Here is a 13,413-nt window from a genome sequence, read left to right on the forward strand (position 1 = left end):
TTATAAATTTTTGAATGCATCGATTTGTTGTCGTGTGAAAGATTCTATATTTTCACCAGATGCATATTTTTTGTACCAATCAACAGTCCAAGCGATAGCATCATCTGTTGATAACTTAGGAGTCCAGCCGAGTTTATTTACTGCTTTTGTACTGTCGAGTGTTAAAACAGGTGATTCATAAGGAGTATTTGTAGAGGAGGAAATGATTGTTAGTGGGTTATTCCATAATTTTATTACAGATTCAATGACATCATGAACGGTTCTGTTAGGTTCATTCATTGGGCCGAAATTCCACGCTTCTGCATATTTATCATCATTCCAAAGTTTCTCAGCTAAAAGGATATAGCCATGTAGAGGATCTAAAACATGTTGCCACGGACGGACGGCATATTTGTTTCGAATACACAAAGTATGATTGTGCAAATATGCCCGAATGATATCAGGGAATAATCGATCTTCTGCCCAATCACCACCACCAATAACGTTACCTGCTCTTACAGAGGCAAGCGAAGTAGTATTCGTGTGAAAAAAAGATTTGTGATAAGATGTTGCGACTAATTCAGCGCAAGCTTTACTAGCGCTATAAGGGTCGAAACCTCCTAGTCGGTCATTTTCCACGAACGCTCGGTCGCCACTACCGTCATTCTCATAACATTTATCGCTTGTCACATTAATAATGGCACGTACGCTTTCGACGGACTTTGCTGCTTCTAGCACGTGGACAGTACCTAAAACATTCGTTTTGAATGTATCGATAGGATTTTTGTATGAAGCGGTTACGATTGGCTGAGCTGCTAAATGGAATATTATGTCAGGTTTATGCTGCTTCATGGCATGAAATAAAGAATGGTAATCTGTAATATCGCCTTTCATTGTCGTGCACTCTTTTGCTACGTTACTTTGTTCAAAAATGTTAGGAATGGATGGGGGATGAGAAGAAAAGCCTACTACTTCTGCACCTAAAGAAGTTAAGAAAAGGGTGAGCCATGAGCCTTTAAATCCAGTATGTCCCGTAATAAATACTTTTTTCTTATTCCAAAAAGATGATGAAGCCATATTACCAAACCTTCCATGGAGCGTTATTACTTTCCCATAGCTCGACTAATTTATTTTTATCGCGCAATGTATCCATCGGATGCCAAAAACCAGAATGTTGATATGCGGCCAATTCATTTTTGTTTACTAACTGAACTAAAGTGTCTGTTTCAAAAACAGACTTATCTCCACTAATGTAATTGAAAACTTCAGGATTTAAAACGAAAAATCCACCGTTAACCCATCCGCCATCACCTAATGGTTTTTCTTGAAAAGATGTTACAGACTGTTTATCTAATATGAGAGAACCAAATCTACCAGGAGGTTGTACGGCAGTAACAGTAGCCAATTTTCCATGTTTTTTATGGAATGTAATAAGTTCTTTTATATTTACATTACTTAATCCATCACCATAAGTGAGGCAGAAAGGTTCGTCTCCGACATAATTTTGAATCTTTTTCACTCGGCCACCCGTTTCGGTATTTACACCAGTATCGATTAGTGTAACTTTCCATGGTTCTACACGATGAGAATGGCTAGTAATTGTATTATCGTTTAACTGTATTGTGAAATCAGACATGTGTAAGTTGTAATTTAGAAAGAACTCTTTAATTGCATATCCTTTATAGCCTAAGCAAATAATAAACTCAGTAATCCCGTAATGACTATACAAACTCATAATGTGCCATAGAATGGGTTTTGTTCCAATTTCAATCATAGGTTTCGGTTTTAAATGTGTTTCTTCCCCAATTCTTGTACCGTACCCACCAGCAAGAATAACAGCTTTCATTTTTTCCTCCTAAAATAAAAATTTATTATTTATACAGTATTCATGTTTTATGCAAATGAGATTGTTTTTGATTAAGTGAATGAAAATGTTTGAGGTGATGACGATGCAGAAAATATTACGGTTTGAATTTTGGAAATAATTCTTGATATTCAGGGTTATGACGGAGGTCTTGTGTTAGGTTACTAAGCTCTAAAAAACGTATGTCCAGTACTTCAGGAGATTGACCGTAATGTGTTTGAAGTCCCATTTGAACACCCCTTTTTGAAAGGGTAGGTGTAATTTGTAATTTTCTTGCCTTTGATTGTTCATTCCAAGGGCTAAAATAAAATTTTAAAATAAATGAAGGATAGTCATAAATTATATATCCGTGCCGCGAATGATGTCTACCAGGTAAATATGCACCGTCTAGATGATTGTGAATAAATCTCCAAGCACATCCGAGATTTGGGTTATAAGGGAAGACACCGTGGTATCGCTGTTCTACTAAGGGGATAGAATATCTAGGCTTTGAATAATTATAATTATGATTATCTATCATTAAAATCATTCTAATCGCATACATGTTTTGGCCTAGTGTATGAAGAGATGAAAAAAATTCTTCAGTATTATTACAACAAAAGAATTCAGTAGTATTTAAAACGATTTTCCAACCTGAAACTTCTCTTTCAATTTCCATCACTTCAATATCAGTATTAGTTGGATCAAACTCAAGAAATCTTGAATTTCGTACTTCCCAGTGGGGTGCTAATAGCTTACAAATTTCTACGGAACGATCTGTAGACCCTCTATTAATTAAAATGCCGTGATCGAATATTTTCGTGTGATGCATAAGCCACCATGGAAGTAGGTATTCTTCATTATAAAAATGAGAAATGATTGTCTTTTTCATATTAATTCCCTCCTATACAAGCAATCATTATTAGTAGGATATGCTTTTAAATAAGAAAGGTTAAAAGTGGCAGATAATGTAGTGATTAGGTAGTAGTTTAGTAATTTTATTGTATAAGTGTAGATTACTCGTATTGAATCATCATAGGAGGAGATTGGAATTTTGTATAAATTGTGAATAATAAACCGTCACGTTTGACTGTACAGTTTATGTATTGTATGATGTAAGTAATATAAACAAGGGGGGAAGATCGTTGGGAAGGTGTATCGAATCGGACAGTTGGCTCTCATGGCTCACGTGTCGAAACGAACGATTGATTATTATACGAATCTAGGTATCTTAAAAGCGGAGCGATCTCAATCTAATTATCGCTATTACGACGAAACAGCATTTGAGACATTACAATTTATTGAGAAGTGCAAAGAAATGCATATGCCGCTTTGTGAGATTAAAGAGAAAATCGAGGAGAAGAAGAAGCTGCTCGGTATCAATGAACACGTTTCGAAACAAGTGAATGAAGTGACAGACCATATTCATCGATTAGAAGTGGAGCTTACTGAGTTAAAACCGCTTTTAGATGAATTGACTGATTCACAACGTGAAAAAATATCGAAATCTTTATCAGGTCAAACGACAGCTTTAATACAGACACTTGCTCTATTATTATAGAATAAGTGAAATCCGACCTCTTTAATTTTTGTATCGGGCTATGTTTTCTAACAAACAAATAAGAAAACATTATAGTATACAGGAGGTGGACACCTTAGTTTTTTAACTAAGGGGATTCATTGGAAATATTTAATTTAGTCATGGTTGCGATTTTAATCGCATTTACTGGATTTTTCGTAGCAGCAGAGTTTGCGATTGTAAAGATACGTTCAAGCCGTATCGATCAGCTTGTTGCGGAAGGAAAACGCGGTGCTTTAGCAGCGAAAAAGGTAACAACAAATTTAGATGAATATTTATCTGCTTGTCAATTAGGTATTACAGTTACAGCTATGGGATTAGGTTGGTTAGGTGAACCGACAATTGAAAAGTTATTACACCCGTTATTTGAGAAATGGAACTTAAATCCTTCTATTTCATCAGTATTAACATTTGGTCTTGCTTTTATGATTATGACGTATTTACACGTTGTAGTAGGAGAATTAGCTCCAAAAACGATGGCAATTCAAAAGGCTGAAAGGGTAACGTTATTATTGGCAGGTCCATTAATGATGTTCTATAAAGTGATGTATCCATTTATTTGGGTATTGAACGGTTCAGCTCGTGTGATAACTGGTTTATTTGGTTTAAAGCCAGCTTCAGAACATGAAGTAGCTCATACAGAAGAAGAATTACGTCTTATCCTTTCAGATAGCTATGAAAGTGGCGAAATTAATCAAGCTGAATACAAGTATGTAAATAATATTTTTGAATTTGATAATCGTATTGCAAAAGAGATTATGGTACCGCGAACAGAAATCGTTGGTTTCTACCTGGAAGATTCAGTAGAAGAACACATGAAAGTAATCCAAAATGAGCGATACACACGTTATCCGATTTTTGGAGAAGATAAAGATGATATTATCGGTATGGTCAACGTAAAAGATTTCTTTATTCGATATATGACCGAGGATCAAAAAGATTTATCATCTATTCGCTCGTATATGCGTCCGATTATTGAAGTGATGGAAACGACTCCAATTCACGATTTATTACTTCAAATGCAGAAGAAGCGAATTCCGATGGCTGTTTTATATGATGAGTACGGAGGAACAGCTGGAATTGTAACGCTTGAAGATATCTTGGAGGAAATCGTCGGCGAAATTCGTGACGAATATGATGAAGATGAAGCACCACCAATTCAACATGTGAACGAGCAACATATTATTGTTGATGGAAAAGTGCTTATCTCAGAAGTGAAAGATTTATTTGGATTACACATCGAAGAAGATGATGTGGATACAATCGGTGGATGGATTATGATGCAAAATCATGAAATCGAAGAAGGACAACACGTTGAGGCGGAAGGTTATGAATTTAAAGTGTTAGAAAAAGACGCTTACCAAATTAAACGTGTTGAAATTCGTAAGATGGAACAAGAACAAGAAGAAGAGAAAGCAGCAACTGTGTAAGTTGCTGCTTTTCTTCTAAAGTACAAAAAATGAGAACTTAGGAGCGGATATTTTGATTCAAGAAGCCTTACGTGTATATCGATTACAATTGTATGTGATCTTTAGTGGTTTACTACTTATGTGGACGATTACTCCGTTTGGAAAACAAGTGACAGGGTTCGGTATTGGATTAGCAGTAAGCGCCTATTGTCTTTGGTTATTAGCTCGCAGAGTGGAGAAACTCGGAAAAAGTATCGTAATGAAGAAAAAGGCTCCTGGATTAGGAGTTTTAAACCGATTTGCAGCTGCTATTTTAGGAGCTATCATCATGTATGAAATTGAGCATGAAATGGAAATGTGGGCATTCGGTACAGGTATTTTAGGTGGTCACTTTTTAATGATTGCAAATTTAGCTTATGCAAATATGCAGTTAGTGAAAGAAGAAGAGAAGCAAAGAGAACATGCTTCAAAAAACATAGAGCTATGATGAAAGGGACCTAATCAGGTTCCTTTTTTAGTTTAGCGATATGATACAAGTAATCAAATTAACGACAAATATAATACGCTTCTTTTTTGCGTTTTTCAATAGTATGAAAAATAATAAAAAAAAAATTAAAAACCCATCGATTTCTAAAGGTTATGTATGTTATTATGACAAAAGACTTTTTGAAAGAGGTGGATACCAATGTTACAAGCGCTACTTATTTTTGTGCTTCAAATTATTTACGTTCCAATTTTAACAATCCGTACGATTTTGCTTGTAAAGAATCAAACAAGATCCGCTGCTGGTGTTGGATTGTTAGAAGGAGCTATTTACATTGTCAGTTTAGGTATTGTGTTTCAAGATTTATCAAATTGGATGAACATCGTTGCCTATGTCATTGGCTTTAGTGCGGGACTGTTATTAGGCGGTTATATAGAGAATAAATTAGCAATTGGTTATATTACGTATCAAGTTAGTTTACTAGACCGTTGTAATGAATTAGTAGATGAGTTACGTCACTCTGGATTTGGCGTTACAGTATTTGAAGGCGAAGGTATTAATTCTATACGTTATCGCTTAGATATCGTCGCAAAGCGTTCTAGAGAGAAAGAGCTTTTAGAAATCATTAATGAAATTGCACCGAAAGCGTTTATGTCTTCGTATGAAATTCGCTCGTTTAAGGGTGGATATTTAACGAAGGCGATGAAGAAAAGAGCGTTAATGAAGAAGAAAGATGAACATGCATCGTAAAAAAGAGGAGTAGTGCTGCATTAAAAGTGCAGTATAAGTCCAAATGTAAAAGGGAGGAATCTATTTTGATGTAGATTCCTCTCTTTTTTATTGTTAATTGAAAAACTAAATCGTATAATTATTTTTTCTACTCATCCTCAAATTAATGATTAGCCATATAACTTGAAAAAATACCGGTATGATAAACGCGATTAATATAACGATAAGTGATATGGATTTAATTTCAGGTGTTTGAATAACACCAGCACCATCAACCTCTCGTAACCAAATAATAGCGGCCCATATTCCAAAAACGATAATCCAAAATAGGTTACCAATCCACCAAGAAATCCATCGTTTTTTCATGTTAGCACCCCCTATATTTATCTACTGTTAAAAGTATATTTTCTTTTGTTACATTTATAATGAAACAACTTTAAAATTAGTTTTTAACTGTATATCTAACTTGTTTGAAGGTTACTATTTCTCCATCATCATCATCGTCTTTCGTTTGTAAAAGTTGAACTTTTGGTTTGTAGTCCGTCCTATGAGCGTGTTCGATATCTTTAATGTTAAGTTTGTAGGATTCACCATTTTTTAGTTTTTGTTCCAACACTTTTTTATCAGCAACATAAATAAAAGTTACTTTATTTTCATCAATGCCTTTAGTTTTAATTTCTAATTCATTATCTTTTGCTGTGATCGTTGGTGTTAATAATTCCATACTGCCTTTCCCGCTTTCTAAAGAATTCTCTGCTATAGTTGAACATTCTGATAATATGATTCCAGTGAATAGAAGAACAAGTAATTTCTTTTTCATAACATCCCCTCCGATTCTATGTGTTTTTTGATTTTGGTATTGCTAGATTACTAGTGCGGAGCGTAAATGTTTAGTTAGTACCCCCCTAATTGTACCATAATATGTAAATTAAAACAGGGTGTATATCCAATTTAAGGGAGATTGAAGAATTTACTGATTGTTGTAAATTCTTGTGTTTTAGCTTCTATTTCAATCGAAATGTAGACGAGAGAAAGAAATTTTTTTATAGAAATTACAATTTTTACATTTTACAATAATGATAGGGAATAGATGAATTCATTCACTTCGGAGGTAGTTATTTGAACATTAATGAGAAGGCAATTGAAATGTTTGAACAAAATAAATATGAGGAAGCAATGGAACTATTTCAACAAGCAGTACATAAATCTAGAGATGTACAATCTCTCAATAATCTGGCTTGGATGTACTTTTATGAGGAAGAGAATGATGAGAAAGCTCTTGAATTAATAAGAGAAGTTGTTAAGTTGAATCCTTCTTCATACTTTCCCTATAACATCTTAGGGGAAATTTATATAAAACAAAAAAAGTGGGAAGAAGCGAAGGAAGTATTACAAAAATCTATTTCGATTCAACCATCGGATGAAGCATATCATAATGTAGCTGTAGCGCATTATAACCTTGGAGAGCTGGAAAAAGCTTCAGACTTTTTCTTGCGAGTTGCAGGGGATTCGGACTATATCATGTATAGCTATGTAAAATGTTTAATTGATTTAGAACGAACGACAGAAGCAAAAGAGAAGTTAGATACTTTTAACAGGGAATCTGATAATTTTTTAGGGGAAATTAATGTAGCAGATTTATATGTTGAGTTGAATTGCTATAAAGAAGCAATTGAATGGTTCGAAAAGGGATATAAAGAATGCTGGAAAAGTCCTAATTGGATTGGTAGATTTGTGTATGCTCTATATAAAACGAATAATTTCTCCCGTATAAATGAAGTTATACGGGAATGTATCGAAGCGAAAACAGCAGAAATAGAAGATGTTCAGAATGAAGAAGTAGAAGAAAACTGGACAGAAAATGATAAGAAAGAGTTAATTGAGGAATATACAGAAGAGAATAATTGTTATAAAACAATGGTAGAACGTATCAAATCTGGATACGTTCCAGGATTAGAGTTTGAAACTGATTATATAGGGGCTTGCTATTTATTTGGTTGTAAAAGACATAATCACCTTGAATATGAAAAATAAAAAGATTCGACTGTCAAAGATGATGGTCGAATCTTTTTCGTTATAGGTCGCTTGTATTACATAGGTGTATATCCTCTTTAGAGGCCACTTTTTTTATATTCAAAATATGTAGTGAAATAAAACCAATAAGTCCTATTCCGCCAAAAATAAGCCATGGTGTATACATTCCACTTAAGTTGGATGTAAAAGATGTACCGGTATAATTACCAATGATAAAACCAAATGCGAGTGATAGTTGATAAAATCCGAAGAAAGTGGCTGTATATGATTCATTACTGTAATTTGCAATAGTGATATCAGCGTTAGGTAATACGAGTGTTTCACCGATTGTAAATAAAATTACACAAATAAAGAGCCAATATGGGTGTTGAAATAAAGGAATGAGTAAAAAGGAAATACTCATTAATAAAACACCGTATTTAATAATTGAAAGTGTGTTGTATTTGTGGAATAATTTTCGGAATAATACCATAAATATGACGCCTGTTATCGCATTTATCGTAATAACGAGTGTAGCAAGTTGATTGCTACTACTAATGTTTTTCATATGAAGTGGAAGTGCGACAGTAAGTTGAGTAAACATAATATAGAAGAAAATCATGATAAAGGAAAACAGAAGGAAATACTTGTTTTGTAAGATGGCCTGTATTCCTAATGTAATAGACGTGTTTTCAGTAGTGACTTGGAAGTGATTTTTAAGTAAGTAAAAGATAAAAGCAAATAACAGCATAAGTGATCCTGTTAGAGAGAAGGCATAGATTGGATCAAGTAAGAGTATGAACCCTCCTGCAATTGGTCCGATTATTGCACCGCAATTAAAGCTAAGGTTTAAATATGTAAATAAATTTTTTCTCAAATGAGCTGGTTGTGAACCGAATATGGCGCGCGCAGCAGGTTCGTAAAATGCAGTTCCGAAGCCAATAAGTGCAGAAGAAATAGAAATTGTATAGAAATCAGAGCATATTCCTAAAGCGATAAATCCGATTCCTCTCAAAAATAAACCGGCTATCATCATAATGATATAGCCTATTTTGTCAGCAATTAACCCTGAGAATAATGGGATAACTCGTGATGTAATTGTCATAACCGTCAACACTGTTCCTACTTGGACAGCAGAAAAATGAAGAAAGGTTAATAGATAAATAGCTAAAAATGCGTATACTGCAAAATACCCAAAAGACATAAAAAATGAAGAAATAAGCATGAAACGTATCGGTGTTGAGAAACTTTTCATAGAAATCCTCCTAATTATGTAACCAGTAAAATCATTTGATGGTTAACTATTTTATACTATAATTATACATAAAGTCAGAAAAAAGTAAATTTTAAGAAGAAGGTGGATCGAATTGAATCAAAACGCTCCAAATGAACTAGAATATATTCGGGAATTTTTAAATACATGGAGAATACCAAACGATACGAGAGAGCCAATTGATTTGCTGCAAACAGAAGAAGACATAAAGCTTTTTATGAAAGAATATTTTGATGAAGAGTTTCCATTTCATTCGATAGAGGAATTAAGAGGTTTTCGAGAAGATATTCGGATGACAATTGAAGGCGAAGGATCATTGCAAAAATGGTTAGAGAAATACCCATTTCATGTACATATAAAGGATGATATGAAAGGTATTACATATGAACCGGTATATGAAGAGAATGTGTATACAAAAGTGTTAAGCATTGTGTTAATGTCAATTCAAGAAAATGTATGGGGAAGGTTAAAAGCATGTCCAGATTGTCGCTGGGTATTTTATGATCATTCGCGAAATGGAAGTAAAAGATGGTGCGGTATGTATGCTGGAGAAGAAGGAGGAAGAGCATGCGGTACGATTGCGAAAGTGAAAAACTACCGGGCGAAGAGAAAAGGGCGATCTGGTTATGATATGTAATTAATATTAGAGAAAGAAAAATGGATGGGGGAATGTAAAATATGAAAGGTACGCAAATGTTAGCTTTAAATAAAAAGTGTTGGGATACAGTTGCACCTTATTTTTTCAAGTGGATTGTTTACCGAAATACGGACCGTATACGGCATCTGAAGATGAGATTCATTTGTTCGATTCAATTAAAGATAAAAAGGTACTTGATATTGGGTGTGGAAGTGGACATTCGTTGCAGTATATGGCGGAACATGGCGCAGAAGAATTGTGGGGACTTGATTTTTCGAGAACACAAATTGAAACGGCACATGAAACGTTACAGTCGTGGAATCCAAAGTTAATATGTGGAGCAATGGAAGAAGAAGGCGATATTCCGAAAGGATATTTTGATATTGTATATTCCATTTATGCATTAGGTTGGACTTCGGATTTAAGAAAAACGTTGGAACTGATTTATTCATATGTAAAGCCAGGGGGAAGTTTTATTTTTAGTTGGGAGCACCCGGTATATTCAAACTTACAGTATGGTACGGAAGAAGTTGCTATAAAGTCTTCTTATCATGAGGAAACGCCCATTACGTTTGAAACATTTAAAGGAGAAAATGTACAAGCGACATTATATAAGAGAAAAATAAGTACATACATAAATGAGTTAAATAGAGTGGGATTTAAAATTGAGAGAATAGAAGAGCCTGAACCATCAAGCTCGTTTGATGGAGAACTAGCTGAGCCGTCTACGAAGTATTATTCTTTATATAAAGCTAGAATGGTGCCGACTACTTTTATTATTAAAGCTAGAAAGTAAAGTGTTTTTATAAAAGAAGCCTATGATTTCAAATAGATGAAATGATAGGCTTCTTTATTTTAAAAAAATGAGGTCAAAGGTGTACTTTTCTTATAAAAATGCATTTCATATAAAAGGTGTAATTATTTTGGGGAAGGGGGATTGTTGTGCGTCATCATAGAAAGTGCAAAAAATTTGGAGTGGCACTGCCTCTTCCGCTTATAGGAGCAACGGGTCCGACAGGTAATAGTGGTCCAATCGGTCCAACTGGAGGGCATGAAGGTCCTGTTGGTCCTACAGGGGTGACTGGACCGACGGGAGCAACTGGGCCCCAAGGTCCTCAAGGTATCAGGGGGATACAAGGTCCCCGAGGGACAACAGGAGCACAAGGAATACAAGGAGTTATTGGTGATACAGGAGAGCAAGGTATAACTGGCCCAACTGGTCTCCAAGGTGCTCAAGGATTAATCGGAAACCAAGGTCTAATTGGTGATATTGGAGTACAAGGATTAGAAGGAATACAAGGAGCTACGGGTCCTGCTGGTAGTCAAGGAATACAAGGTATACAAGGAATACAAGGGGAAATAGGTGAGCGAGGACAAACAGGGGCACAAGGAATGCAGGGAGAAAGAGGCGTAACTGGAGTCTCGGGTGTAACTGGTCCACAAGGCCCTCAAGGTGTTCAAGGAATACAAGGAGAGCAAGGGGCTATTGGTATACAAGGAGAAGACGGCTTCCAAGGTATACAAGGAATTACTGGAGAGGAAGGCCCGCAAGGAGCTCAAGGAATACAAGGGGAAGTGGGTCCAACTGGTTCTACTGGAATGCAAGGTGCCCAAGGTATAAGTGGAATAAAGGGGATAACAGGTGCAATAGGTTTACAAGGACCACAAGGTGTGCAAGGAATACAAGGTATAACGGGAGCAACGGGTTTTCAAGGGATAAAAGGAATAAGAGGTATAACGGGAGCGACAGGTAGTATTGGTACTCAAGGCTCAGAAGGACCACCGGGCGGTCCGACGGGAGTGACCGGTCCAATTGGCCCTTCTAGTGGGGTGACTGGACCAGCTGGCCCACCGGGTCCACCAGGAGGTCCAACAGGTCCAACGGGTGCGACCGGTTCAACAGGTGTAAGCGGAGGGATAGGTCCAATTGGAGGGCAAGGTGTGCAAGGTATAACCGGTCCAACAGGTCATCAAGGTGTAAGGGGAGCGCAAGGTGCCCAAGGTGTAGTTGGAGCAGTTGGAGTACAAGGAGCACAAGGTCCTCAAGGTAACCAAGGTATAACAGGTCCAACGGGTGCAGAAGGTTCTCAAGGAATACAAGGTCCGCTGGGAGTAACTGGTCCAACTGGTGCAGAAGGTCCTAAAGGTATTCAAGGTATTCAAGGTGTGATAGGTCCAACAGGTGCACAAGGAATGGTGGGAATACAAGGGATAGCTGGTCCAGTTGGTGTTACAGGAGCGGAAGGAGCTCAAGGAGCACAAGGAATCCGAGGAGCAACCGGCCCAGCTGGAGCACAAGGAATCCAAGGCGTACAAGGAATTCAAGGGGAAACAGGAGCAGCTGGAACACAAGGTCCTCAAGGTGTTCAAGGGATACAAGGGACTACCGGATTGACAGGTACACAAGGTGCCCAAGGTCCTCAAGGAGTGCAAGGAATAATAGGACCGACTGGAGCTATCGGTTTGCAAGGTCCTCAAGGATTACAAGGAATAACGGGTCCAACAGGAGCGCAAGGAGTGCAAGGAATACAAGGTGTGCAAGGAATTATCGGTCCAACAGGTGCACAAGGAATTAGAGGCCCCCAAGGAAATACAGGGGAAATTGGTATAACAGGACCTCAAGGAGTCCAAGGAGCGCAAGGTAGTCAAGGGCCCCAAGGTCCACAAGGAAATGTTGGAATTACAGGTGCAACGGGTGAAACTGGGGCAACTGGAGCAACCGGGGCAACTGGACCACAAGGTGTGCAAGGAGTTCAAGGGATTACGGGAATACAAGGAATAACGGGAACGGCAGGTAATACAGGTGCAACGGGTTCGCAAGGAATACAAGGTATACAAGGAGTTCAAGGTTTGCAAGGCCCAACTGGAGCAAGTGGGGTGACAGGTGCTAGTGGTAGTATAGGCCCAGTTGGAGCACAAGGTAGTCAGGGCCCAAGTGGCGTGGTGGGACCGACAGGAGCAACTGGTAGTGCAGGTTCAATAGGTTTCTTTGGAATAGCGGGAGCGACAGGAGCGACTGGTTTACCTAGTGGGGGCGGTTATTTCTTTTCTACTTCAACGAGTACAATTGCAGCGAATGCGTTAATACCAATTAATTCTGGATCTACAGTTTTTGGTTCTGATGTCAGTTTAACAAATGCAACAACTGTAACGTTAAGTACGCCGGGAATTTATTTAGTAAGCTATTATTTTCAAGGTGATCCAACGGCCGGAAATGAAACAATTTCAGTGAGGCTTACTTTAAATGGAACACAAGTCGCAGGGAGTTTTATTTTTTATGTTACAGGAGGTACTTTTATATTAGAACCAGCAGTTTCGAATACGATGGTCATTGAAGTTACTTCTTCAAATGCAACTTTGTCTTTACAAAATGGTCCGTTAGCTATCGGGCATGTAACGACATTATCTGGTGTGATAACAGCTAGTTTAAATGTATTAAAAATAGTTTGATACGTTAGTTATAACGG

13 protein-coding genes and 1 pseudogene are annotated in these 13,413 nt (G+C 37.0%); 8 read left to right on the forward strand and 6 right to left on the reverse strand.

Annotation, left to right across the window (positions count from 1 at the left end):
• The 3 genes from rfbG to ACTFRM_RS08900 form a co-directional block, all read right to left on the reverse strand.
• Window positions 1-1,056: a CDP-glucose 4,6-dehydratase gene (gene rfbG / locus ACTFRM_RS08890; protein ID WP_000168672.1), complete on the reverse strand. Its 1,056-nt coding sequence runs from the start codon at window positions 1,054-1,056 to the stop codon at window positions 1-3.
• 1 nt (window position 1,057) lies between these two features.
• A complete protein-coding gene (gene rfbF, locus ACTFRM_RS08895; protein ID WP_000648804.1) occupies window positions 1,058-1,825 on the reverse strand; it encodes a glucose-1-phosphate cytidylyltransferase in 768 nt (255 codons plus the stop codon).
• Between the two features lie 115 nt (window positions 1,826-1,940).
• A complete protein-coding gene (locus ACTFRM_RS08900; protein ID WP_000750973.1) occupies window positions 1,941-2,714 on the reverse strand; it encodes a glycosyltransferase family 2 protein in 774 nt (257 codons plus the stop codon).
• Window positions 2,715-2,975: 261 nt separating this feature from the next.
• Here ACTFRM_RS08900 and ACTFRM_RS08905 point away from each other — a divergent pair, with 261 nt between their 5' ends.
• The 4 genes from ACTFRM_RS08905 to ACTFRM_RS08920 all read left to right on the forward strand — a co-directional run bounded on the left by ACTFRM_RS08905 (window position 2,976) and on the right by ACTFRM_RS08920 (window position 6,044).
• A complete protein-coding gene (locus ACTFRM_RS08905; protein ID WP_000285639.1) occupies window positions 2,976-3,383 on the forward strand; it encodes a MerR family transcriptional regulator in 408 nt (135 codons plus the stop codon).
• A 119-nt stretch (window positions 3,384-3,502) separates the two neighbouring features.
• On the forward strand, window positions 3,503-4,831 hold the full coding sequence (locus ACTFRM_RS08910) for a hemolysin family protein (RefSeq protein ID WP_000402258.1): 1,329 nt from the start codon (window positions 3,503-3,505) through the stop codon (window positions 4,829-4,831).
• Between the two features lie 52 nt (window positions 4,832-4,883).
• Window positions 4,884-5,297 carry an ATP synthase subunit I gene (locus ACTFRM_RS08915; RefSeq protein WP_000613883.1) on the forward strand — a complete coding sequence of 138 codons (414 nt, stop codon included), beginning with the start codon at window positions 4,884-4,886 and terminating at the stop codon, window positions 5,295-5,297.
• A gap of 198 nt (window positions 5,298-5,495) precedes the next feature.
• Window positions 5,496-6,044, forward strand: coding sequence for a DUF2179 domain-containing protein (locus ACTFRM_RS08920; RefSeq protein ID WP_000938438.1), 549 nt, complete (start codon window positions 5,496-5,498; stop codon window positions 6,042-6,044).
• Between the two features lie 105 nt (window positions 6,045-6,149).
• Here ACTFRM_RS08920 and ACTFRM_RS08925 read toward each other — a convergent pair whose 3' ends face one another.
• Entirely contained in the window at window positions 6,150-6,389 is a 240-nt protein-coding gene (locus ACTFRM_RS08925) for a DUF3923 family protein (RefSeq protein WP_000747695.1), read from the reverse strand.
• A gap of 76 nt (window positions 6,390-6,465) precedes the next feature.
• Entirely contained in the window at window positions 6,466-6,843 is a 378-nt protein-coding gene (locus tag ACTFRM_RS08930; protein WP_440043232.1) for a hypothetical protein, read from the reverse strand.
• 299 nt (window positions 6,844-7,142) lie between these two features.
• Here ACTFRM_RS08930 and ACTFRM_RS08935 point away from each other — a divergent pair, with 299 nt between their 5' ends.
• On the forward strand, window positions 7,143-8,057 hold the full coding sequence (locus ACTFRM_RS08935) for a tetratricopeptide repeat protein (RefSeq protein WP_001024472.1): 915 nt from the start codon (window positions 7,143-7,145) through the stop codon (window positions 8,055-8,057).
• Window positions 8,058-8,097: 40 nt separating this feature from the next.
• Here ACTFRM_RS08935 and ACTFRM_RS08940 read toward each other — a convergent pair whose 3' ends face one another.
• Window positions 8,098-9,291, reverse strand: coding sequence for an MDR family MFS transporter (locus ACTFRM_RS08940; protein WP_440043234.1), 1,194 nt, complete (start codon window positions 9,289-9,291; stop codon window positions 8,098-8,100).
• Between the two features lie 112 nt (window positions 9,292-9,403).
• Between ACTFRM_RS08940 and ACTFRM_RS08945 the strand changes: the two genes are divergently transcribed.
• The 3 genes and pseudogenes from ACTFRM_RS08945 (at window position 9,404) to ACTFRM_RS08955 (ending at window position 13,396) form a co-directional block, all read left to right on the forward strand.
• On the forward strand, window positions 9,404-9,946 hold the full coding sequence (locus ACTFRM_RS08945; RefSeq protein WP_440043236.1) for a CGNR zinc finger domain-containing protein: 543 nt from the start codon (window positions 9,404-9,406) through the stop codon (window positions 9,944-9,946).
• 41 nt (window positions 9,947-9,987) lie between these two features.
• A pseudogene (locus ACTFRM_RS08950) lies at window positions 9,988-10,742 on the forward strand (class I SAM-dependent methyltransferase).
• A gap of 146 nt (window positions 10,743-10,888) precedes the next feature.
• Window positions 10,889-13,396 (forward strand): collagen-like protein, encoded by a 2,508-nt coding sequence (locus ACTFRM_RS08955; protein WP_440043238.1) that lies wholly within the window; start codon window positions 10,889-10,891, stop codon window positions 13,394-13,396.
• The last annotated feature ends 17 nt before the right edge of the window (window positions 13,397-13,413 follow it).

The organism is Bacillus cereus group sp. MYBK227-1, from assembly GCF_051916325.1.
Lineage (GTDB): Bacteria > Bacillota > Bacilli > Bacillales > Bacillaceae_G > Bacillus_A > Bacillus_A cereus.